Origin of the sequence: Terrihabitans rhizophilus (assembly GCF_033898525.1) — a bacterium.
In the GTDB taxonomy this organism is placed as follows: domain Bacteria; phylum Pseudomonadota; class Alphaproteobacteria; order Rhizobiales; family Methylopilaceae; genus Flaviflagellibacter; species Flaviflagellibacter rhizophilus.
This window is the reverse complement of the sequence record NZ_JAXAFJ010000015.1, coordinates 1-22,102: the sequence shown is the minus strand read 5'-3', so window position 1 is coordinate 22,102 and position 22,102 is coordinate 1. Positions and strand designations below refer to the sequence as shown.

Genomic DNA, 22,102 nt, shown 5'->3' with positions numbered 1-22,102 from the left:
CGCCGACATGGCGCGCCAGGCGGGCGACGGCTCCTGGGCGGTCGCGGCCGAGCTTGAGGGCGCGGCCGGGCCGGCCAGCCTTGGCACGGGAACGGACCCCGGGGAGGGCGAGGGCTCGCGCCGCTTCCGCATCAATGGCGCACCGGCCTCAGGCCCCTCCGCCTTCTCCGAACATCTGCGCATCGTGTGGCTGACGCCCAGCATGGATGGCCTGTTCGGCGGCCCCGCCGGGGACCGCAGGCGCTTTCTCGACCGGCTGGTTCTGGCCGCGGATCCCGAGCACGGCACGCGCGTGGCGGCCTTCGAGCGCGCTTTGCGCTCCCGCAACCGGCTGCTGGAGGATCACGGCACCGACCCGCGCTGGCTCGACGCCGTGGAGCGCGAGGTTGCGGAACTCGCCATCGCCATCGCCGCCGCGCGGCTGGAGACCGTCGACCGCCTCGCCGCCACCATCGCGGCCACCCGAGACGAGGCCAGCGCCTTCCCGCACGCCGAAATCGCGCTCGGCGGCTGGATTGAGGCGGAGATCGCCTCCGGTTCGGCTTTGGCGGCGGAAGATGGCTACCGCGCCCGGCTGCGATCCTTGCGCGGGCGCGACCGCGCGGCGGGCCGGGCGACGGAGGGTCCGCAGGCCTCAGACCTCACGGTAGTCCACGGGCCAAAGAACATGCCCGCGGCGCTGTGCTCCACCGGCGAGCAGAAGGCCCTGCTGATCGGCCTTGTCCTCGCCCACGCCGCTCTTGTAGCCCGGCTCGAAGGCGCCGCGCCCGTGGTGCTGCTCGATGAAGTCGCGGCCCATCTCGATCCAGCCCGGCGGCAGGCGCTTTACGATGCGCTCGACAGCCTCGGCGCGCAGGCCTGGCTGACCGGCGCCGACCCTGCGGCCTTTGCCGAGCTTGGGCCGCGTGCCGCTTTGTTCCACATCGGCCCCGGCCAGGCGGAGCGGATGCGCTGACCATGGCCGGGATGAAGCACGCGCGGGCCGCGCTGAAGGCCGTGTTCGGCTATGACGATTTCCGCTCCGGGCAGGCTGAGGTCATCGAGGCCGTGCTGAAGGGCGAGGACGTGCTGGCCGTGATGCCGACCGGCAGCGGCAAGTCCATCTGCTACCAGCTTCCGGCCCAGCTCGACGGCGGGCTCACCGTCGTGGTCTCGCCGCTGATAGCCCTGATGCGGGACCAGGTGCAGCAGATGGCGGCGGTCGGCATCGAGGCCGCGAGCCTGAATTCCTCGAACAGCGAGGATGAAGGCCGCACTGTGTTCCGTCGCATGATGAACGGCGAGCTGCGCCTGCTCTTCGTCTCGCCGGAGCGGCTGGCGGGCACATCGCTGGCGGAGCGGCTGGCCGAGGCCGGCGTGCGCCGCCTCGCCATCGACGAGGCGCATTGCGTCTCGCAATGGGGGCATGACTTCCGCCCGGAATACCGCCAGCTCGCCCGCGTCCGCGCTTTGCTCGGCGGCGTGCAGACCATCGCCCTCACCGCTACCGCTGATGCCACGACGCGCGCCGACATCGCTTCCGCATTGTTCCCAAAGCCGCCTCATGTCGTGGTGCAGAGCTTCGACCGGCCCAATCTGGGCCTCCGCTTCGAGGCGAAGGACCGCCCTTCCGACCAGATCGAGGAGGTGGTGGCGCGCCACAGCCGCAGCTCCGGCATCGTCTACGCATCCTCGCGCGCCCGAACCGAGACGCTTGCCGCCGCGCTGACCCGCAAGGGCCATCGCGCTTTGGCCTATCACGCCGGCATGAGCGCGGAGGAGCGCGCCCGCAACCAGGACGTCTTCCTGCAGGAGGACGGCGTCGTAATGGCGGCGACCGTGGCCTTCGGCATGGGCATCAACAAGCCGGACGTGCGCTTCGTGGTGCACGCGGACATGCCCGCTGGCATCGAGGCCTATTACCAGGAGATCGGCCGCGCCGGACGCGACGGCCTGCCCGCGGAGACACTGACGCTCTACGGCCTCGACGACATGGCGCTGCGCCGCCGCCAGATCGACGAGCGCGATGCCGGCGAGGAGCGCCGCCGCATCGAGCACCGCCGCCTCTCCGCGATGATCGACCTTTGCGAGGTCGCCACCTGCCGCCGGCAGTCCTTGCTGGCCTATTTCGGCGAGGAGAGCGGCCCCTGCGGGCGGTGCGACCTGTGTTCCGGACATGCCGTGCTGGAGGACGCCACCGTCGCCGCCCAGAAGGTGCTGTCCGCCGTGGCGCGCACCGGCCAGCGCTTCGGTGCCGGGCACCTTGCCGACCTGCTGCGCGGCGAAGCCACCGACACCATCAAGCGACACGGCCACGATGCGCTGAAGACCTTCGGCGCCGGCAAGGACATGACTCGCCGCGCCTGGATGACCGTGGTGCGCCAGCTCTATGCAGCCGGCGTGCTGACCGAGGCGGATGCCGAGCATGGCGGCTTTGCCCTGACGGAGCGCGGGGGCGAGGTGCTGCGCGGGCGCGAGACGCTGAAGCTGCGCGTGGCGCCGGAGCCCACCGCCCGCCGCCCCCGAAGCGGCCGCGGCTCGGCGCGCGACGATCTCGATTCCGACACCTCGCCGCTGTTCGAGCATTTGCGGGCGCTTCGCCTCACCCTCGCCCGCGAGGAGGGTGTCGCGGCCTATGTGGTGTTCTCGGACCGCACGCTGATCGAGATGGCCCAGCAGCGGCCTTCCACGCTGGAGGAGATGGGGCTGGTGCAGGGCGTCGGTGCCGCCAAGCTGAAGCGGTATGGCGACGTGTTCCTGCAGGCCATCGCGGATTTCAGGGGCTGACCCCTTCCGCCTCATGCTGAGCCTGTCGAAGCATGCTCGCGGACCGTGCGCCCGATCATCCTTCGACAGGCTCAGGATGAGGTCGAATGCGGTGTTGTGTCGATCCGAATCACCGTCGGGGAAACCGCCGGGAATCACGTGTAATCGCGGCTCTTTGTCATTATATATGTGGAGCAGCCGAATCGAACCGAGACGCCTGAATTTTCAAGGAATTTTGCCCTATGTCCGAGACCGCCGGAACAAGCGCGTCCATGCCCGAATATGGTGCCGAATCCATCAAGGTCCTCAAGGGTCTGGATGCGGTGCGCAAGCGACCGGGCATGTACATCGGCGACACCGATGACGGCTCGGGCCTGCATCACATGGTCTACGAGGTGGTGGACAACGCCATCGACGAGGCGCTGGGCGGTCACGCCGATCTGGTGACGGTGACGCTGAACGCCGACGGCTCCGTGACGGTGACGGACAACGGGCGCGGCATCCCCACGGACATGCACAGCGAAGGCGTTTCGGCGGCCGAGGTCATCATGACCCAGCTGCACGCGGGCGGTAAGTTCGACCAGAACTCCTACAAGGTCTCGGGCGGCCTGCACGGCGTGGGCGTCTCCGTCGTCAACGCGCTGTCCAGCTGGCTGCGCCTGCGCATCTGGCGCGCCGGCAAGGAGCACACGATCTCGTTCAGCCACGGCGACGCCGATGCGCCGCTCGAGGTGGTTGGCGATGCCAATGGCAAGCGCGGCACCGAGGTCACGTTCCTGGCCTCGCCGCTGACCTTCACCCAGGTCGAGTACGATTACGGCACGCTGGAACACCGGCTGCGCGAACTGGCCTTCCTGAACTCCGGAGTGCGCATCGTGCTGACCGATGCGCGCGGCGTCGAGGTCAAGCGCGAGGAGCTGTACTACGAGGGCGGCGTCGAGGCCTTCGTACGCTATCTCGACCGCACCAAGAAGCCGCTGACCGACACGCCCATCGTGGTGCGCGGCGAGCGCGACGGCATCACCGTCGAGGCGGCGCTGTGGTGGAACGACAGCTATTACGAAAACGTCCTCTGCTTCACCAACAACATCCCCCAGCGTGACGGCGGCACCCATCTGGCGGGTTTCCGAGGCGCGCTGACGCGCCAGATCACCGCCTATGGCGAGAGCTCCGGCATCACCAAGAAGGAGAAGGTCTCCTTCACCGGCGACGATTGCCGCGAAGGCCTGACCTGCGTGCTTTCGGTAAAGGTGCCAGACCCGAAATTCTCCTCGCAGACCAAGGACAAGCTGGTTTCGTCCGAGGTGCGCCCGGCCGTCGAGAACGCCATGGGCGCCGCTTTGGCCGAATGGTTCGAGGAGCATCCCGCCGAGGCCAAGATCGTCGTCGGCAAGGTGGTGGAAGCCGCCGCCGCACGTGAGGCCGCCCGCAAGGCGCGCGAGCTGACGCGGCGCAAGGGTGCGCTCGACATGGCCTCCCTGCCCGGCAAGCTGGCGGACTGCCAGGAGCGCGATCCCGCAAAGTCCGAACTGTTCCTCGTCGAGGGCGATTCCGCGGGCGGCACCGCCAAGCAGGGCCGCGACAAGGCGTTCCAGGCCGTTCTGCCGCTGCGCGGCAAGATCCTCAATGTGGAACGCGCGCGGTTCGACCGCATGCTGGGCTCCGAGCAGATCGGAACGCTGATCCTGGCGCTCGGCACCGGCATCGGCCGGGAAGAGTTCAACCCGGACAAGCTGCGCTACCACAAGATCATCATCATGACGGACGCGGACGTGGACGGCTCCCACATCCGTACCCTGCTGCTGACCTTCTTCTTCCGCCAGATGCCGGAGCTGATCGAGCGCGGGCACATCTACATCGCCCAGCCGCCGCTCTACAAAGTGGCGCGCGGCAAGTCGGAGCAGTACCTCAAGGACGAGCGGGCGCTGGAGGACTACCTCATCAGCACCGGCACGGATGGCGTGGTGCTGACACTCGGCTCCGGCGAGCAGCTCAACGGCCAGCACCTGATTTCGGTGGTGGACGAGGCGCGCGTGGTGCGCACCACGATCGATGGCCTCCATGCCCGCTATGATCGCCGGCTCGTCGAGCAGGCCGCAATCGCCGGCGTCCTGCGTCCCGACGTGCTGTCCGACATGGAGGCCGCCGCCGACACCGCGCAGGTCATCGCTGCCCGCCTCGACGCCATCTCCGACGAGACGGAGCGGGGCTGGACTGGCATCGTGGACGAGACCGGCTTCACCTTCGAGCGCGAGGTCCGTGGCGTCCGCGAGGAGACGCGACTCGACGTGGCCCTGCTCGGTTCCGCCGATGCGCGCCGCCTCAATGACCACGCGAAGAGCTTGCACGAAAACTTCGAGTCCGCCGCCACGCTGACGCGCCGCGAAGACCATCAGGCCATCCATGGCCCGGTGGGGCTGCTGGAGGCCGTGCTTGCCATCGGCCGCAAGGGTGTCTCGCTGCAGCGCTATAAAGGCTTGGGCGAGATGAATGCCGAGCAGTTGTGGGAGACAACGCTCGACATCAATGTCCGTTCGCTGCTGCAGGTGCGCGTGAAGGAAGGCGACGACGCCGACGACATCTTCACCCGCCTGATGGGCGAGGTGGTCGAGCCCCGCCGCGAGTTCATCCAGGACAACGCCCTCAACGTCGCCAATCTGGACGTTTAATCGCGGGCGGCGTCAGGCCGCCCGCATTTCGTCGATGACGTCCAGCGCCGCGCGCGTGGAGGCCTCGCGCTGCTCGGGGCTGACATTGATGCCCTCGGCCAAGACGACCTCGGGCGCGGTGATGCCCATGAACCCGAAAATGGCCCGCAGATAGCTCTCGGCGTGCTCGAAGGCGTGGAGCGGCGTTCCCTCGCCGTAGAGCCCGCCGCGCGCGATGGCGAGGATCACGCGCTTGCCGCCGACGAGGCCCTGCGCCCCTTTCTCGCTGTACTGGAACGTCTTACCTTTGATGGCAATGCGGTCGACCCAAGCCTTCAACTGGCTCGGAATCGAGAAGTTGTAGAAGGCCACGCCGATGACCACGATATCGGCGGCCAGGAACTCATCGAGGATACGGCCGCCCAGCGCCACATCGTCCAGCGTGGCTTGATCGAGCTGGAGACCGGCGGTCCCGGCGGCTAGCGTTCGGCCGCTGATGTGGGGCAATGGCTCCGCCGCGAGATCGCGGTGTGTGACCACGATCTCCGGATTGTCCCGCGTCAGCCGCGACACCGTGGCGGCGGACAGGGCTCGGGAGACGGAGTTGTCCCCCAGAATGCTGGAATCGATGTGCAGGAGGTTCATGTCGGCTCCGATGCCCGGTATCGTTTTGATACTTAGGCCCATTAGGATACCGTCCCGGAATTCCGCAAGGAGGCACATTCTTGGAACCTGAGCACACGGATGTGACCCTCGACTCGCTTCACACGGCAGGCCGCTGCGGAGCTGTAAGCGGGGTGCTGTCCCGCATCGGGGACAAATGGTCGGTGCTCATCGTGATGCTGCTGAGCACGGGCCCGCGCCGGTTCAGCGAGTTGAAACGCGCGATCGGCGGCATCTCCCAGCGCATGCTGACGCTGTCGCTGCGCGGGCTCGAACGCGATGGCCTTGTGAAGCGGACGGTGTTTCCGACCGTGCCGCCTCGCGTGGATTACGAGCTGACCGATCTCGGGCGCTCGCTGTGCGAGCCGGTCCAGGCAATCGGCACCTGGGCCTTCGAGAATTACGCAGAGATCGAAAGGGCCCGCGCCCGATACGACGCGGGCTGACCCTTTTGGGGGATCACCCCGGCAGGTGCACATCGCCGGCAGGTTCGTGGATAGGGCAGCCGTTAAAGGTTCCCCTGAAGCGCGCCGAGGCGGCATAGGTCTGCTTGCGAACCCGGTTGATGACGCCCAGCGGGCGGTGGGCTTCGAGGCCGGTCCAGACGCTGAACCGCATATTGTCGTCCACGACCTGGGCGCGTTCGTCGCTCCACCCGGTCTGGGCCTGCGCCCGCAGCCGCGCGACAGGCAGGAACGGGCTCGCGGTCTCATCCCACCGCACCGACGGATCCTCCACCGGCATGGACTGCGCGTCGCGGCACAGCTGAACCCGCAACTCCCACTCCCCGCCATGCACGGCCATTTCGCGGATCACGGCTTCGCGGATGCCGTTCCGTTGCCCCTGCAGGTCAACCACCGTGCCGCCCAATGCCTTAAGGCTGTGCGAGACCGGCGTCAGCGAGAACTTGGCCACGTGGTCGCCGTAGCGGAAAGCCGACTGCGAGTAATAGGTCTCGCCGAGCGGGTGCACGTTCGGCGCGCCGCCCAGCGCCTTCAATGTGGCGCTCTCCGAGCCGAAGGCCTCGATCGCCGTTTCGGCGCCGCGCAGCACGGCCGACAAGGCCCTCTTCGCCCATTCCGCCCGGTCGGTCGTCTTTGCGAGAAGTTTCAGGTTGCCGAGGAACTGCTTCGCGGAGGACGCGACGAAGGCGGGTCCATTGACGAGGATGAAGTCCTGGCTGGTGCCTTCGGCATCCGGCAGTCGCTCGCCCTCCACGCCCAGCAGCTTCACCGCGAGACCGCGCGGCACGGAAATGCTGTCGTGCAGGACATCGCCCGGATTGGTCGAGAAGCGCATGATCGCGGGGTAGCGTCCCGGGCGCGCGAACAGCCCCTGCGCCAGTTCGGGCGGAAGGTCGGCGAGCACTTCGAGTTCCGCCTCGAGGAGGCCATGGCTCTTTGCGTGCACGGAACGGACGGCATGCCCATAATCCGCTGAGGTCGTCTCGAGGATGCCCAGCAGGGCTTCTTCGATGCCCTTGATGGTCTCGGCCTCGCCAGCTTCCGGCTTTTCCAGAGATGCGCTGTACGGGATGGGAGCTTTCAGCATGGTCTGCGGTCTCCGTGAACCCATCCGGCGGCTGGGTGTGGAAGTGTCCAACCAAGCCGTGTCCCAGCGCAACAGAAAAGCCCCGGAGCAGGTCCGCTCCGGGGCTTTTCATCCATGCTAGGCAATCAAGCCAGACGCTCGACCGGCACCGTCTCCACCGCAGCGGGCCGCTCGACAGCGCCCTGCTCGATGAAGCGGCGGCGAAGCGGCTTCAGGACGAAGAGGGCGAGCAGCGCCGCGATGGCGTTCAGCACCACCGAGATGGCGAACACCGCATACCAGCCGTAATGGGCCGAGACGATGCTGGCGAGCGGCACCAGCAGGGCCGCCGTTCCCTTGGCTGTGTAGAGCAGGCCGTTGTTGGTGGCTGCGAACTTCGAGCCGAACGTGTCGCCGGAGGTGGCCGGGAACAGGCTGTAGATTTCGCCGAACACGCCGAAGAACAGGGCCGAGAACAGCACGAAGATCAGAGGCGTGTTGCCCTTGAACACCAGCGTGCAGAGCGCGACCGCCGCGATGGAGAACGCGATGAACATGGTGTTCTCGCGGCCGATGGTGTCGGAGACCCAGCCGAAGACCGGACGGCCGACGCCGTCGAAGATGCGGTCCAGCGAGATCGCAAACGTCAGCGCGCCCATGGTGATGCCGAGCAGCTTCACGGGCGTGTCCGCCACGCCGAAGTCGTGGGCGATGGGGCCGATCTGCGCCGCCGCGATAAGGCCGCCGGACGCCACCATGACGAACATCAGGTACATCAGGTAGAACACGGGCGTCTTGAGCATCTGGCCGGGCGTGGTGTCCACCTTGGTCTGCAGGTGGCGGCTCGCCTTCTTGGGAGCAGGCAGCTTTACCTTCGGCGAGGCTAGGAAGAAGGACAGCGCGAGGACCACGAGCCCCTGCCCAAGGCCGAAATACAGGAAGGCCTGCTCGTAGCCGGAGGTGGCGATCATTTTGGCGATGGGCTGCACCGTCAGGGCCGCGCCGGCGCCGAAGCCGGCGGCAGTGATGCCCGCGGCGAGGCCGCGGCGGTAGGGGAACCACTTCAAGGCATTGCCGACGCAGGTGCCGTAGACCGCGCCCGAGCCGATGCCGGCAATGATCGCGCCGGCATAAAGCATGGGCAGCGAGGTGGCGAACGAGTTCAGCGTCCAGGCGCCTGCAATGAGGACGGCGCCGAACATCACCACGATACGGGGGCCGTAGCGGTCCACGAACCACGCTTCCACCGGCACCAGCCAGGTCTCCGTGAGCACGAACAGCGTAAAAGCGATCTGGATGGCCGGACGGCCCCAATGGTACTTCTGGTCGATCGGGTCGACGAAAAGAGTCCAGCCGTACTGAAGATTGGCGATCATCGCCATGCAGAGCAGTCCGCACAGCAACTGGATCCATGGGCGCCACTTGCCCAGGTCCTTACTTGCTTCAACCATGACATCATTCCTTGCTGCGCCGGGACAATGCCGTCGTGGTGCGCATCTGGCAGAACTCGTGGCTGCGATTGAACGTCCTCGGCACGCTTTAAGATATTGCGACGTTGTATTTGCGCAATGCAGGCCGCCAAATTCTGGATACATACTTTGGTTTTAGCCAGTATACTTCGTGTCTTGTGTATTATTGACCAGATCACTATCTCATAAACTCTAGATTTTCGGCAGGTGTGTCTAGAGCTGCCGGTATCATTCTCCAGCTTCGACGCGGGACTGGCCAAGCTTTGCAGACCACCTATTCTCCGTCAGCATGCCCGCGCCCGACAGAACAGCTGGGCGTAGTTACCGTAGTTCTACGGTGGCGTGGCGGCTTGAAGGCACAGCATCCCAACGCTTCCCGCCGCCGCCGCTGCTGTGTTAGAGGAACCGCCGATCCGCGCCGGAAACGGCGGGCATGTGACATTTGAGCGAAAGGCCTGGGCCCGCATGACCGTGCGCAAGAACAGCTTCGATTTTGAGGATCTGCTGGCCGTGGGCCGTGGCGAGGTGTTCGGCCCCGGCAATGCGCAGCTGCCGCTGCCACCCATGCTGATGTTCGACCGCATCACCGATATCTCGGAGTCCGGCGGCGAGTACGGCAAGGGCTATGTGCGCGCCGAGCTCGACGTGAACCCCGACCTCTGGTTCTTCGCCTGCCACTTCAAGGGCGATCCGGTGATGCCGGGCTGCCTCGGCCTCGATGCCATGTGGCAGATGGTCGGCTTCTTCCTGGGCTGGCTGGGATCGCCCGGACGTGGCCGTGCGCTCGGCACTGGCGAGATCAAGTTCACCGGGCAGGTCCTGCCCAACGTGAAGAAGGTGGAATACGGCGTCGATTTCAAGCGCGTGATGCGTTCCAGGCTGGTGCTCGGCATTGCCGATGGCTGGCTTAAAGCCGATGACGCGGTTATCTACCGGGCGCAGGATCTCAAGGTCGGCCTGTTCCAGACCGAGCCGACAGCGGGCGGCTGAGCCCTTTCCCTACCACGTACAGGCTGCCCCTCCGGCGGCAGCGGAGGATGTGATGAGACGTGTCGTCGTAACCGGTATGGGCATTGTGTCCTCCATCGGCAACAACACCGGCGAGGTGTTGGACAGCCTGCGCGAAGCTCGCTCGGGCATCAGCTTCGCCGAAGCCTATGCCGCTCACGGCTTCCGCTCGCAGGTGCACGGCGCGCCCACGCTGAACCCGGAAGACCTGATCGACCGCCGCGCCATGCGCTTCCACGGCGGCGGCACCGCGTGGAACCATGTCGCCATGGACGAGGCGATCCGGATGTCGGGGCTCGAAGCCGGGGATATCTCCAACGAGCGCACCGGCATCATCATGGGCTCCGGCGGCTCCTCCACCCGCACCATCATCGATGCCGCGCAGAAGACCATCGAATCCGGCTCATCCAAGAAGGTCGGCCCCTTCGCGGTGCCGAAGGCGATGGCCTCCACGGCCTCGGCCACGCTCGCGACCTGGTTCAAGATCCGCGGCGTGAACTATTCCATCTCCTCGGCCTGCGCGACGTCGAACCATTGCATCGGCAATGCGTCGGAGATGATCCAGTACGGCAAGCAGGACGTGATGTTCGCGGGCGGCTGCGAGGATCTCGACTGGACCCTGTCCGTGCTGTTTGACGCCATGGGCGCGATGTCGTCCAAGTACAACGACACGCCGACCAGGGCGTCCCGTGCCTATGACAAGAACCGCGACGGCTTCGTCATCGCGGGTGGCGCCGGCGTGCTGGTCCTCGAAGAGCTGGAGCATGCCCGCGCCCGGGGCGCGAAGATCTATGGCGAGATCGCCGGCTACGGCCTGTCCTCGGACGGCGTGGACATGGTGGCTCCGTCGGGCGAAGGCGCCATGCGCTGCATGCGCATGGCCGTGTCCACCGTCGGTCCGAAGATCGACTACATCAACCCGCACGCCACCTCCACGCCGATCGGCGACCTGAAGGAGATCGAGGCGCTGCGCGAGGTGTTCGGCTCGGGCGATGCCTGCCCGCCGATCTCCGCCACGAAGAGCCTGACGGGCCATGCGCAGGGCGCGACCGGCGTGCAGGAATGCATCTACTCGCTGCTGATGATGAACAACAACTTCATCTGCGAGAGCGCGAACATCGAGGAGATCGACCCCGCAGTGGCGGACATGCCGATCCTTCGCGAGCGGCGCGACGATGTGCAACTGGGCGCCGTGCTGTCGAACAGCTTCGGCTTCGGCGGCACCAATGCCAGCCTCGTGTTCAAGAACGTCGACGCCTGAGGCGGGAAAGAGGACAGGCCATGGTTGCCGGACTGCTTTCAGGCAAGCGCGCGCTCATCATGGGCGTCGCCAACGATCATTCCATTGCGTGGGGCATAGCCAGGAAGCTGGCGGAAGCCGGCGCGGAGCTGGCCTTCACCTATCAGGGGGCGGCGCTCGGCAAGCGCGTGCGCCCGCTGGCCGAGAGCGTGGGCTCGGACTTCCTGCTGCCTTGCGATGTCGAGGATGAGGCCTCCGTCGAGGCCGCCTTCGCGGAAATCGAGCAGCGCTGGGGCACGCTGGACATCGTGATCCACGCCATCGCCTTCTCCGACAAGTCGGAGTTGAAGGGTCTCTACGCCAACACCACGCGCGCTAATTTCCAGCGCACCATGATGATCTCCTGCTTCTCCTTCACCGAGATCGCACGGCGTGCCGCGCCGCTGATGAAGAATGGCGGCTCGCTGGTCACCTTGACCTATGGCGGCTCCACGCGGGTCATGCCGAACTACAATGTCATGGGCGTTGCCAAGGCGGCGCTGGAGGCAAGCGTGCGCTACCTGGCGTCGGATTTTGGTCAGCAGGGCATCCGGGTCAACGCCATTTCGGCCGGCCCGCTGCGCACGCTGGCGGGCGCCGGCATCGCCGATGCGCGGCTGATGTTCAACTACCAGAAGCGCCATGCCCCGCTGCGCCGCACCGTGACGATGGAAGAGGTGGGCGGCGCCGCGCTGTACCTGTCCTCCGAGCTCGGCTCCGGCGTCACCGGCGAGATCCATTACGTGGATTCCGGCTACAACATCATCTCCATGCCGCAGCCCGATACGCTGAAGATCGTGGACGAAGTGGTCGAAGCCGCCGAGCACGCCGCGGATGCAACGGCCGCGCAGGGTGCCGCCGCCGAATAAGGTTGTTGTGTGGCCGTCCCGCCGCTACCTTGTGGTGCCGCATTGCGGCGAAACACGCCGGTTCGCGGAAGCGGGCCGGCACAGCCGGATTTCATCATGGCCCGCCTTCCGCTTCACCTCCTTCTGCTTGGCGCCACAGCCATCGTGCCCTTCGCGGCACATGCTGCCGACGTGCCCCTTCCTGAAGCCTCACTCGTCGCGGTCGAGCGTGAGGCTGGCTGGTCGGGCTTCTATGCGGGAACGCTGATCGGCTTCGGCTGGGCGGACTTCGACACGGGCAGCGCGAGCGGAGACGTGGACGGGCAGACCGCCGGCGGCCTGATCGGCCACAACTGGCAGTCCGGCCGCGTCGTCTACGGCATCGAGGGTGACCTCACGCTGCATGAATTGCGCGGCGGCGTCGATGGCGATGCAGGCACCCCGGCAACCCAGGTTGATACGCTCTATTCCGCACGGCTTCGCGCCCGCCTCGGCTACGATCTTGGCTGGGCCCTGCCTTTCGTCGCCGCAGGCGGCGTGATGAACGAATCCTACATCCACGCGGATGCCGACGGCTTCGATGGCGACAACCAGCGCCTGTTCGGCTGGACCGCCGGCGCGGGCGTCGACTTCAAGGTCAACCTGCCGGTCGTCGGCTCGCTGCTGGGCCCGATGGTCCTGCGCGCTGAATATGTCTACGAGGACTTCGGCGAGGAAGGCTTCGACGTCGGCCCGGGTATCGAGGCCGGGCAGAGCACCCATTTCGTGCGCGGCGCGGTGATCTGGCGTCCGGGCGAGGAACGCACCGCCACCGCCTTCGCCGCGCTGGAAGGCCCGGTCGATTGGTCGGGCGCCTATGCCGGCTTGATGATCGGCTATGGCGCGATGAACCTTGAGACGTCCGGTCTTGGCACCAGCGGCGATATCGACGCCGATGGCGTCGCCGGCGGCATCTATAGCGGCCGCAACTTCGCGTTCGGTCATTGGGTGGTGGGCTACGAGGCCTCGCTGCTGCTCGCCAATTTCGAGGGATCTGGCACGCAGCCCGGCGCCGGAGACGTGGACCTGCGCGGCAATATCGCCGCCGATGCCCGGCTTCGCCTGGGCTATTCGATGGATCGCTTCCTGCCCTTCATCGCCGCCGGTGCTGCCTGGACGCGCAGCGAGCAGGTCGCCACCGATCTCGACCAGCAGCGCGGCCGCGTGCCCGCCGAACTGTGGACGGTCGGGGCCGGCCTCGACTACCGCATGACGGAGAACGTCTCTCTGCGCGGCGAATATGTTTACGCACGGTCGTTCTCCTCGCAGACGACCGACTTTGGCGGCGTGGACACCGATCAGGACGTCGATCTTCACGAAGTGCGCTTCGGCGCCGCTTACCACTTCAACTGACCAGCGGGCCGGAGCCGCATTCGTGTTCCGGCAAGGCATCGCACGTCCGCTGGTGGCAACGCTCGCCGCCTGGGCAATGCTGTTCCACGTGCTCGCGATGACGTTGATGCCGCAGCCGGCGGCGGCGCTTGAAGCTGGCGGTCTGCCGGCATTCGATCTGCTTTGCTCCGGCGCCCCTCACGACAACGGAACCGCACCCGCATCGCCCCACACATCCGCAGCGATGGCAAGCTGCGCCCTCTGCGGTCTTGGCTGCAGCGCTCTCGACGTTCCGCCGGTGTTCCTCGTCCCGGCTCCGCGCAGCATCGTCGAGACGCGGTCGCGCGCTCTACGCGAGCTGCCGAAGCCTGGCCTTGACCGACCGGGCCGTGCACAGCCCCGGGGCCCTCCCGCTTTCGCCTGACGCCTAACTGCCGTTGCGCGTCGCCTTTGGCGATCGTGCGCCTGCTCCTGCGTTACGCGAAAGCTGTCATGACCGATCACCTGCAAGCACAGGCGCCGCACGGCGCCGAGCGCGCCCGTTCCGGCGCGGACCTCAAGGCCTTCATCACCCGCCTTCACTTCTATATCGGCCTCTGCGTGGGGCCGTTCCTGCTCGTCGCCGCGCTGACGGGCACGCTCTACGCGCTGACCCCGCAGCTAGAGGATGCGCTCTATGCCTCAGCGCTCCACACGGAGAGCCGTGGTCCCGCGCAGTCCCTCGCCGCCCAAGCCGCAGCGGGGCGGGCCGTGGCGGGTCCCGGCGCAACCCTGTTCGCCGTGCGCCCCGCCACTTCCGAAGGCCGCACCACGCGCGTGATGTTCAGCGCCCCGGACCTCGGCGTCTCCGAGAGCCGCGCGATTTTCGTCGATCCCGTGATCCTGCGGGTCACGGGAGATGAGGTTGTCTACGGCACCAGCGGCACGCTTCCGCTGCGCACCACGCTCGATCGCCTGCACCGGGACCTGCTGCTGGGCGAACCGGGCCGCGTCTACAGCGAACTCGCGGCATCCTGGCTGTGGGTCGTTACGCTCGGGGGCGTGCTGCTGTGGTGGTGGCGGCGCCAGAGCCGCGCGCGGCTTGGCCTGTCGTCGGCCCGGCGCCTGCACGGTCTCATCGGCCTGTGGCTCTCGGTTGGCGTGCTGTTCCTGTCTGCAACGGGGCTGACTTGGTCGCGCTGGGCCGGCGACAACATTGACGCGGTACGCTCCGCTTTCGGCCTTGTGACGCCTTCGGTGCAGATCCAGCTCGACGGTGCACCGGCGCAAGCCATGGCCGGTGAGCACGTTCATGACGGGATGGAAACCGCGCCCGCCACCGCCACGCCGGTTGATCCGGTGGCGCTGCTGGACCCCGTCCTCGCCGCCGCCCGTGCGGCGGGGATCGACGCCGCAAACGTGGAGATCCGACCCGCACGAAAACCCGATCAGGCCTGGGTGGCGCGGGAGATCGACCGTGGCTGGCCCACGCAGGTGGACACCGTGGCCGTGGACCCCCGCAGCCTCGCGGCCACGAGCGCCGCGCGGTTTGCTGACTTCCCGCTGGTGGCGAAGCTGATCCAGTGGGGCATCGCGGCCCATATGGGCATCCTGTTTGGCCCCGTGAACCAGGTCCTCGTCGCCATGCTCGGCATCTTCCTGATGGTGACGACCGTGCTCGGCTACGCCATCTGGTGGCGCCGCCGGCCGGCTCCGGGCGCCCTTCCCCGCACGCTGACGCAGAGCTGGACGCCGCTCCCGCTTGGGCAGAAGGCCATGTTCGGTGCTCTGGCACTTGTCTTCGGCTGGGCGCTGCCGGTGCTGGGCGCGAGCCTTGCCTTATTTTTCGCGATCGATGCGGCCCGCTGGGCATGGACATCGCGCAGGCGGCGGAGTGCGCCGCCTCGTGCTGTTCCCGACCGAACCTGAGAAACAAAAAGGGCGGCCCGAGAGCCGCCCTTTTCAGATCAGCATGGAAGCAGCGATCACTCGCCCGCTGCGGCCTCGGCAACCGGAGCCTTGCCCTCGAGGTCCTCGCCGGTCGCCTGGTCGACGACCTTCATGGACAGGCGGGTCTTGCCGCGATCGTCGAAGCCCAGAAGCTTGACCTTGACCTTGTCGCCCTCCTTGAGGACGTCGCCCACCTTCTCGATGCGCTTCGCAGCGATCTGCGACACGTGGACCAGACCGTCGCGCGCGCCGAAGAAGTTCACGAAGGCGCCGAAATCGACGACCTTCACCACGGTGCCCTCATAGATCGTGCCGACTTCCGGCTCGTCCACGATGGAGTGGATCCAGTTCAGCGCGGCCTTGATGGCCTTGCCGTCTGCGGACGACACCTTCACCGTGCCGTCGTCCTCGACATTGATCTTGGCGCCGGTCTTCTCGACGATCTCGCGGATGATCTTGCCGCCCGAGCCGATCACGTCACGGATCTTGTCGACCGGGATCTTGATCACTTCGATGCGCGGCGCGAACTCGCCGAGCTCCGGACGGGCGGAGGTCAGCGCCTTGCCCATCTCGCCGAGGATGTGGATGCGTCCGTCCTTGGCCTGGCCGAGGGCGACCTTCATGATCTCCTCGGTGATGCCGGCGATCTTGATGTCCATCTGCAGGGCGGTGATGCCCTCGGTGGTGCCGGCCACCTTGAAGTCCATGTCGCCGAGATGGTCCTCGTCGCCCAGGATGTCGGAGAGCACCGCGAAGCGCTCGCCTTCCAGGATGAGGCCCATCGCGATGCCCGCCACCGGACGCTTCAGCGGAACGCCCGCGTCCATCGCGGCCAGGGAGGTGCCGCACACGGTGGCCATCGAGGAGGAGCCGTTCGACTCGGTGATCTCGGACACGACGCGCAGCGTGTAGGGGAACTCATGGTTCGGCGGCAGCATCGGGTGGATCGCCCGCCATGCCAGCTTGCCATGGCCGATCTCGCGGCGGCCGGGGGAGCCCATGCGGCCGGTCTCACCCACCGAATAGGGGGGGAAGTTGTAGTGCAGCATGAAGGACTCCTTGTAGGTGCCCTCCAGCGCGTCGATGAACTGCTCGTCCTCGCCGGTGCCGAGCGTGGCCACCACGAGCGCCTGCGTCTCGCCGCGGGTGAACAGTGCCGAACCATGCGTGCGCGGCAGGGCGCCGACTTCGGACAGGATCGGGCGAACCGTCTTCACGTCGCGTCCGTCGATGCGGATGCCGTCGTCGAGGATGTTGAGGCGCACGATCTTGGCCTCGAGGTCCTTGAACACGCCGCCGACCTTCATGGCCGAGGGAGCATTCTCGTCACCCTCGGGGCAGAGCTTGGCAACGACCGCCTTCTTGATCTCGCCGACGCGGGCGTAGCGGTCCTGCTTGCGGGTGATCTTGTAGGCTTCGCGCAGGTCGCCCTCGGCGATCTCGCGGATCTGGCCCTCGAGCACGCTGTCGTCGACCGTCGCGATGTCGCGCGGCTCCTTGGCGGCCTTCTCGGCAAGGCGGATAATGGCGTCGATGACGGGCTGGAAGCCGGCATGGCCGAACATCACGGCGCCGAGCATCACGTCTTCACCAAGCTCCTTGGCCTCGGACTCGACCATCAGCACGGCGTCCTGGGTTCCGGCCACGACGAGGTCGAGATCGCTCTCCTTGACCTGGTCGACGGTGGGGTTGAGGACGTATTCGCCGTTGATGTAGCCGACGCGCGCGCCGCCGACCGGGCCCATGAAGGGCGCGCCGGAAAGCGTCAGCGCCGCGGAGGCGGCAACGAGGCCGAGGATGTCGGGATCGTTCTCGAGGTCATGGCTGAGGACGGTGACGACGACCTGCGTCTCATTGCGCCAGCCGTCCACGAAGAGCGGGCGGATCGGGCGGTCGATGAGGCGGGAGACCAGTGTCTCCTTCTCGGTCGGGCGGCCTTCGCGCTTGAAGAAGCCGCCCGGGATGCGTCCGGCGGCGTAGAAGCGCTCCTGATAGTTCACGGTCAGGGGCAGGAAATCGATGCCGGGCTTGGCGGACTTGGCGGCCACGACGGTGGCGAGCACAGTGGTGTCGCCATAGGACGCCCACACGGCGCCGTCAGCCTGGCGCGCGACGCGGCCGGTCTCGAGCACGAGCGTCTGCCCGGCCCATTCAATCACTTCACGTTGGATATCGAACATTGTCTTGTCTCTTGGTCTGCGGCGGGGTGCCGGGCCACGAGCAGAACGACGAGGAATTCTTCCGGTTGACGGACGTTCCCGCGATGCGCGGGAAGCAAATTCCTGGCAATCCTGCCCTGGCGCTTTGGGCACCCCACCTTGAAACCGCGCCATCCCCATGACGGCACGGCTAAAAGCAAACGGCGCGCCTTTGGGGCGCGCCGCCTGAAATCAGCGGCGAATTCCGAGCCGCTTGATGATGTCCTGGTAGCGCGCCTGGTCCTTCGACTTCACATAGTCGAGGAGGCTGCGGCGCTGGCTGACCATCTTCAGCAGGCCACGGCGGGAATGGTTGTCCTTGGCGTGGCTCTTGAAGTGCTCGGTGAGGTTGGTGATGCGCTCCGTGAGGATGGCGATCTGGACTTCCGGGGAGCCGGTGTCGCCTTCCTTGGTGGCATATTCCTTGACGAGCGCGACCTTGCGTTCTGCGGCAATCGACATCGGGTATCCTTTCGACAGGGCCGGCTCAGGAGCCGGACAGATGAAACACGCGTCTGGGATGGATCTCGCCGCGCTCGGCTTCCGCAAGGGCGATAAGAACGCCGCCGGCGGTGACATAGCAGGTGCCGTGGAGCGGCGGAGCATCACGTCCGCGCAGCAATACGGCCTGCCCCCGTTGGAGACGGGCCGCGTCCGCCCCGTTCACGGCCAACGCCGGGATGTCGTCCAGCGCGGTCTCAACGGGGAGGAGATGATCGGCGAGGTTGCCCTCGCCGGGCGCACATAAGCGCAAGCGCTCGATTTCGTCCAGCGAAATCAGGGTGTGTTCCCCGAACGGGCCCACGCTGACGCGGCGAAGGGCCGAGATATGGCCGTAGCAGCCAAGCTCACGCCCCATGTCGCGCGCGAGTGCACGCACATAGGCGCCCTTGCCGGTTTCAGCCTCGAAGGTGGCGGTGTCGTCGGTCGCATCCGTGAGGCGCAGGTGATGCACCTCGATCTCGCGCGGCGCCAGATCGACCGTCTCACCCTCGCGGGCAAGATCGTAGGCGCGCTCGCCGTCCACCTTAATGGCGGAAAAGCTCGGCGGGGTCTGGACGATCGTGCCGATGAAACGGGGCAGCAGCGCCTCGATGCTCTCGACGTTCGGGCGGTTCTCAGAGGTCGCGATCACATCGCCCTCGACATCGTCTGTGTTGGTCGATGCGCCCCAGGTCACCGTGAAGCGGTAGACCTTGCGGCCGTCCATAGCAAAGGGCACCGTCTTGGTCGCTTCGCCGAAGGCGATGGGCAGGCAGCCCGTGGCCAACGGATCGAGCGTGCCGGCGTGACCGGCCTTCTTGGCACCGAACGCGCGCTTCACCTTGGCGAGCGCGTGGGTCGATGTCATGCCTTTCGGCTTGTCGAGGATCAGCCAGCCGTGCACGTCCACCTTCTTGGGACGCGGCGGTTGCTGCTGCTGCTGCTGTGGGGAGGACACGTCCGTCATCACTCGTCCTCGTTCTCGTCGGGGGCGCTCTCGACATCCCGGCGCACTTCAGGTCGGTCGAGGATGGCGTCCATGCGCTGCCCGGAGTCGAAACTGGTGTCCTCGCGGAAACGCAATTCGGGGATCGACCGCAACTCGACCTTGTGGCCGAGCTCACCGCGCAGGAGCTTCCGGTTCTTCTCCAGCGCCTTGATCACGCCGTCCACGTCCTTGCCGCCCAAGGGCATCACATAGGCTGTTGCCAGTTTGAGGTCGGGTGACATGCGCACCTCGGGCACCGTGATGACGGCACGGTCAAGCACGGGATCGGGAACGTCACCGCGCTGCAGGATTTCGGCGAGCGCGTGGCGGATGACTTCGCCCACGCGCAATTGCCGCTGGGACGGCCCTGCGCCGCCGGCTGTCTTGGCCTTGGCCATGTTCTGGATTCCTTGAACGTTGCGGGCGGCTCGGGCTTGGACCGGGCGGACCCTTGAACGTAGACGCCGGAGCGTTCGTGACGCTCCGGCGTGGCATTGAGCCGACGGTGAACGCCCCTTAGAGGGAGCGCTTCACCTCCGTCACGAGATAGCACTCGATGATGTCGCCGGCGCGCATGTCCTGGTAGTTCTCGAAGGCCATACCGCATTCCTGGCCGACCTGAACGTCCTTGACCTCGTCCTTGAAGCGCTTGAGCGTCGAGAGCTTGCCCTCGTGCACAACCACGTTGTCGCGGATGAGGCGGACACCGGCGCCGCGCTCGACGCGGCCTTCCGTGACACGGCAGCCCGCGACCTTGCCGACCTTCGAGATGTTGAACACTTCGAGGATCTGCGCATTGCCGAGGAACTCCTCGCGCCGCTCGGGAGCCAGCAGGCCGGACATGGCGTTCCGGATGTCATCCACGAGATCGTAGATGATGTTGTAGTAGCGCACTTCGACGCCCTGCCGTTCGGAAGCATCGCGGGCCTCCTTCAGCGCACGGACGTTGAAGCCCAGCACCGCCGCGCCGGACGCACCGGCGAGCGTGATGTCGCTCTCGGTGATGCCGCCGACGCCGGCATGCAGCACACGGGCCTGGACCTCGTCGTTGCCGACCTTTTCCAGAGCCTGGACGATGGCTTCCACGGAGCCCTGCACGTCGCCCTTGATGACGAGCGGGAACTCCTGCCGGCCGGCCGAGCTCTTCAGCTGGGACATCATCTGCTCGATGGAGGAGCCGGAGCCGCGCTCGCTGCGTGCCGCCGCCGCATCGCGGCGCTGGCGCTCGCGATACTCGGTGACTTCGCGGGCGCGGGCCTCGTTCTCCACCACGGCCAGACGGTCGCCCGCCTCCGGGGCCGCGCTGAAGCCCAGCACCTCGACCGGGAGGGAGGGCGGAGCCTCCTTGATGGCCTTGCCCTGATCGTTGACCAGCGCGCGGACACGACCCCAGGCGGAACCGGCGACCACGATATCGCCGGCGCGCNGCCGCGCTGAAGCCCAGCACCTCGACCGGGAGGGAGGGCGGAGCCTCCTTGATGGCCTTGCCCTGATCGTTGACCAGCGCGCGGACACGACCCCAGGCGGAACCGGCGACCACGATATCGCCGGCGCGCAGCGTGCCACGCTGGACAAGGACGGTCGCGACCGGGCCGCGGCCCTTGTCGAGCTTGGCTTCGATGACGATGCCTTCGGCCGGACGTTCCGGATTGGCCTTCAGGTCGAGCAGTTCGGCCTGCAGCTGGATGGCTTCGAGCAGCTTGTCGAGGTTGAGCTTCTTGAGCGCGGACACCTCGACTTCGAGGATGTCGCCGCCAAGAGTCTCGACCTGGATTTCATACTGAAGCAGTTCGCTGCGGACGCGCTCGGGCTTGGCGCCCGGCTTGTCGATCTTGTTGATCGCCACGATGATCGGCACACCCGCCGCCTTGGCGTGGCTGATGGCCTCGATCGTCTGCGGCATGACGCCGTCGTCAGCCGCAACCACCAGCACCACGATATCGGTGGCCTGCGCGCCGCGCTGGCGCATCGACGTGAAGGCGGCATGGCCCGGCGTGTCGATGAAGGTGATGAGGCCGCCGAGCGGCGATGTCACCTGGTAGGCGCCGATGTGCTGCGTGATGCCGCCGGCTTCGCCGGAGACCACATTGGTCTGGCGCAGGGCGTCGAGCAGCGAGGTCTTGCCGTGGTCGACATGGCCCATGATCGTCACGACCGGCGGACGGCCCGTCTGGGTGCCCTCGACGTCGGCCTTGTCGAAGAGGCCTTCCTCGACGTCGGATTCCGCCACGCGGCGCACGGTGTGGCCAAGTTCCTCGGCCACCAGCTGGGCGGTGTCGGAATCGATCACGTCGTCCGGCCGCTTCATGACACCCTGCTTCATCAGCAGGCGCACCACGTCGACGGCACGCTCGGCCATGCGGTTGGCAAGTTCCTGGATGGTGATGACCTCGGGGATCACGACCTCGCGCTGGAGCTTTTCCTTCGGCTCGGCCTGCACCTTGCCGGTCATGCGCTGCACGCGGCGGCGGAAGGCGGCGACGGAACGCGCCCGCTCCTCTTCCGACTCGTGAGCCGTGGTCAAGGTCAGGCGGCCACGCTGCTTTTCCTGGCCGGGCTTCACGCGCTCCGGCTTGGCCGGAACCGCGGGGCGACCGATCATGCCGGGGCGGCGGATCAGGGGACGCGGGCTTTCGTCTTCAGCCGGGCGAACGCCCACGCCGAGGGGACGAGGTGCAACCGTCTCGCCACGCTTGGCGGCTTCGGTCTCGGCGCGGCGGCGGGTCTCTTCCTCGGCAGCGCGGCGTGCGTCTTCCTCGCGCTTGCGGATCTCGGCGGCCTCGCGCTCGGCGGCGCGGCGACGATCTTCCTCTTCACGGCGCTGCGCATCGGCGACCGCCTTCAGGCGATCCTCGGCCTCACGGGCACGGGCTTCCGCCAATGCGCGGCCACGGGCGCCCATTTCCTCTTCCGTCAGCGTGCGAAGCACGACGCCGGGATTGC

At 66.9% G+C, this 22,102-nt stretch carries 17 protein-coding genes and 2 pseudogenes; 10 read left to right on the top strand and 9 right to left on the bottom strand.

Annotated features, from left to right (window positions below):
• From SCD90_RS16405 to gyrB, 3 genes are all read left to right on the top strand, one after another.
• On the top strand, positions 1 to 955 hold a 955-nt coding region (locus SCD90_RS16405), incomplete at its 5' end, for a DNA replication/repair protein RecF (protein WP_319845795.1).
• A gap of 2 nt (positions 956 to 957) precedes the next feature.
• Complete coding sequence (recQ, locus tag SCD90_RS16400; protein ID WP_319845794.1) at positions 958 to 2,766, top strand: DNA helicase RecQ; 1,809 nt, start codon at positions 958 to 960, stop codon at positions 2,764 to 2,766.
• A gap of 221 nt (positions 2,767 to 2,987) precedes the next feature.
• Positions 2,988 to 5,414 carry a DNA topoisomerase (ATP-hydrolyzing) subunit B gene (gyrB, locus tag SCD90_RS16395; RefSeq protein ID WP_319845793.1) on the top strand — a complete coding sequence of 809 codons (2,427 nt, stop codon included), beginning with the start codon at positions 2,988 to 2,990 and terminating at the stop codon, positions 5,412 to 5,414.
• 12 nt (positions 5,415 to 5,426) lie between these two features.
• Here gyrB and SCD90_RS16390 read toward each other — a convergent pair whose 3' ends face one another.
• A complete protein-coding gene (locus SCD90_RS16390) occupies positions 5,427 to 6,038 on the bottom strand; it encodes an FMN-dependent NADH-azoreductase (RefSeq protein ID WP_319845792.1) in 612 nt (203 codons plus the stop codon).
• Between the two features lie 80 nt (positions 6,039 to 6,118).
• On the opposite strand from SCD90_RS16390, the gene SCD90_RS16385 reads away from it, so the two are divergent.
• Positions 6,119 to 6,502 carry a winged helix-turn-helix transcriptional regulator gene (locus SCD90_RS16385; protein ID WP_425265713.1) on the top strand — a complete coding sequence of 128 codons (384 nt, stop codon included), beginning with the start codon at positions 6,119 to 6,121 and terminating at the stop codon, positions 6,500 to 6,502.
• A 13-nt stretch (positions 6,503 to 6,515) separates the two neighbouring features.
• Here the strand turns inward: SCD90_RS16385 and SCD90_RS16380 are convergent, their stop codons facing one another.
• Positions 6,516 to 7,607: a catalase family protein gene (locus tag SCD90_RS16380; RefSeq protein WP_319845791.1), complete on the bottom strand. Its 1,092-nt coding sequence runs from the start codon at positions 7,605 to 7,607 to the stop codon at positions 6,516 to 6,518.
• 125 nt (positions 7,608 to 7,732) lie between these two features.
• Positions 7,733 to 9,037: an oxalate/formate MFS antiporter gene (gene oxlT / locus SCD90_RS16375; RefSeq protein WP_319845790.1), complete on the bottom strand. Its 1,305-nt coding sequence runs from the start codon at positions 9,035 to 9,037 to the stop codon at positions 7,733 to 7,735.
• A 483-nt stretch (positions 9,038 to 9,520) separates the two neighbouring features.
• On the opposite strand from oxlT, the gene fabA reads away from it, so the two are divergent.
• From fabA to SCD90_RS16345, 6 genes are all read left to right on the top strand, one after another.
• Positions 9,521 to 10,045, top strand: coding sequence for a 3-hydroxyacyl-[acyl-carrier-protein] dehydratase FabA (fabA, locus tag SCD90_RS16370; protein ID WP_319845796.1), 525 nt, complete (start codon positions 9,521 to 9,523; stop codon positions 10,043 to 10,045).
• Positions 10,046 to 10,097: 52 nt separating this feature from the next.
• A complete protein-coding gene (fabB, locus tag SCD90_RS16365) occupies positions 10,098 to 11,324 on the top strand; it encodes a beta-ketoacyl-ACP synthase I (RefSeq protein ID WP_319845789.1) in 1,227 nt (408 codons plus the stop codon).
• A gap of 20 nt (positions 11,325 to 11,344) precedes the next feature.
• On the top strand, positions 11,345 to 12,211 hold the full coding sequence (gene fabI / locus SCD90_RS16360; protein WP_319845788.1) for an enoyl-ACP reductase FabI: 867 nt from the start codon (positions 11,345 to 11,347) through the stop codon (positions 12,209 to 12,211).
• 96 nt (positions 12,212 to 12,307) lie between these two features.
• Positions 12,308 to 13,582 (top strand): outer membrane protein, encoded by a 1,275-nt coding sequence (locus SCD90_RS16355; RefSeq protein WP_319845787.1) that lies wholly within the window; start codon positions 12,308 to 12,310, stop codon positions 13,580 to 13,582.
• Between the two features lie 22 nt (positions 13,583 to 13,604).
• Positions 13,605 to 13,985 (top strand): DUF2946 family protein, encoded by a 381-nt coding sequence (locus tag SCD90_RS16350; RefSeq protein ID WP_319845786.1) that lies wholly within the window; start codon positions 13,605 to 13,607, stop codon positions 13,983 to 13,985.
• A gap of 68 nt (positions 13,986 to 14,053) precedes the next feature.
• Positions 14,054 to 15,469 (top strand): PepSY-associated TM helix domain-containing protein, encoded by a 1,416-nt coding sequence (locus SCD90_RS16345; protein ID WP_319845785.1) that lies wholly within the window; start codon positions 14,054 to 14,056, stop codon positions 15,467 to 15,469.
• Positions 15,470 to 15,525: 56 nt separating this feature from the next.
• Here SCD90_RS16345 and pnp read toward each other — a convergent pair whose 3' ends face one another.
• The 6 genes and pseudogenes from pnp to infB form a co-directional block, all read right to left on the bottom strand.
• Positions 15,526 to 17,670 carry a polyribonucleotide nucleotidyltransferase gene (gene pnp / locus SCD90_RS16340; RefSeq protein WP_319845784.1) on the bottom strand — a complete coding sequence of 715 codons (2,145 nt, stop codon included), beginning with the start codon at positions 17,668 to 17,670 and terminating at the stop codon, positions 15,526 to 15,528.
• Between the two features lie 210 nt (positions 17,671 to 17,880).
• The gene (rpsO, locus tag SCD90_RS16335; RefSeq protein WP_319845783.1) at positions 17,881 to 18,150 is read right to left on the bottom strand and encodes a 30S ribosomal protein S15; all 270 of its coding nucleotides are present in this window, start codon (positions 18,148 to 18,150) and stop codon (positions 17,881 to 17,883) included.
• Positions 18,151 to 18,175: 25 nt separating this feature from the next.
• Positions 18,176 to 19,138, bottom strand: coding sequence for a tRNA pseudouridine(55) synthase TruB (truB, locus tag SCD90_RS16330; protein ID WP_319845782.1), 963 nt, complete (start codon positions 19,136 to 19,138; stop codon positions 18,176 to 18,178).
• Positions 19,138 to 19,557 carry a 30S ribosome-binding factor RbfA gene (rbfA, locus tag SCD90_RS16325; protein WP_319845781.1) on the bottom strand — a complete coding sequence of 140 codons (420 nt, stop codon included), beginning with the start codon at positions 19,555 to 19,557 and terminating at the stop codon, positions 19,138 to 19,140. Before rbfA ends, truB begins: the two co-directional genes overlap by 1 nt.
• 118 nt (positions 19,558 to 19,675) lie before the next feature.
• Positions 19,676 to 20,584: pseudogene (locus SCD90_RS16700) on the bottom strand (translation initiation factor IF-2); the annotation flags it as partial.
• A gap of 7 nt (positions 20,585 to 20,591) precedes the next feature.
• Positions 20,592 to 22,088 (bottom strand): annotated as a pseudogene (infB, locus tag SCD90_RS16695) (translation initiation factor IF-2); the annotation flags it as partial.
• Between the last annotated feature and the right edge of the window lie 14 nt (positions 22,089 to 22,102).

Excerpts from the sequence above, each read along its gene's own strand:
- recQ (WP_319845794.1), top strand. The coding sequence starts at position 958 with ATGGCCGGGATGAAGCACGCGCGGGCCGCGCTGAAGGCCGTGTTCGGC.
- gyrB (WP_319845793.1), top strand. The coding sequence starts at position 2,988 with ATGTCCGAGACCGCCGGAACAAGCGCGTCCATGCCCGAATATGGTGCC.
- SCD90_RS16390 (WP_319845792.1), bottom strand. The coding sequence starts at position 6,038 with ATGAACCTCCTGCACATCGATTCCAGCATTCTGGGGGACAACTCCGTC.
- SCD90_RS16380 (WP_319845791.1), bottom strand. The coding sequence starts at position 7,607 with ATGCTGAAAGCTCCCATCCCGTACAGCGCATCTCTGGAAAAGCCGGAA.
- oxlT (WP_319845790.1), bottom strand. The coding sequence starts at position 9,037 with ATGGTTGAAGCAAGTAAGGACCTGGGCAAGTGGCGCCCATGGATCCAG.
- fabA (WP_319845796.1), top strand. The coding sequence starts at position 9,521 with ATGACCGTGCGCAAGAACAGCTTCGATTTTGAGGATCTGCTGGCCGTG.
- fabB (WP_319845789.1), top strand. The coding sequence starts at position 10,098 with ATGAGACGTGTCGTCGTAACCGGTATGGGCATTGTGTCCTCCATCGGC.
- fabI (WP_319845788.1), top strand. The coding sequence starts at position 11,345 with ATGGTTGCCGGACTGCTTTCAGGCAAGCGCGCGCTCATCATGGGCGTC.
- SCD90_RS16355 (WP_319845787.1), top strand. The coding sequence starts at position 12,308 with ATGGCCCGCCTTCCGCTTCACCTCCTTCTGCTTGGCGCCACAGCCATC.
- SCD90_RS16345 (WP_319845785.1), top strand. The coding sequence starts at position 14,054 with ATGACCGATCACCTGCAAGCACAGGCGCCGCACGGCGCCGAGCGCGCC.
- pnp (WP_319845784.1), bottom strand. The coding sequence starts at position 17,670 with ATGTTCGATATCCAACGTGAAGTGATTGAATGGGCCGGGCAGACGCTC.
- rpsO (WP_319845783.1), bottom strand. The coding sequence starts at position 18,150 with ATGTCGATTGCCGCAGAACGCAAGGTCGCGCTCGTCAAGGAATATGCC.
- truB (WP_319845782.1), bottom strand. The coding sequence starts at position 19,138 with ATGACGGACGTGTCCTCCCCACAGCAGCAGCAGCAGCAACCGCCGCGT.
- rbfA (WP_319845781.1), bottom strand. The coding sequence starts at position 19,557 with ATGGCCAAGGCCAAGACAGCCGGCGGCGCAGGGCCGTCCCAGCGGCAA.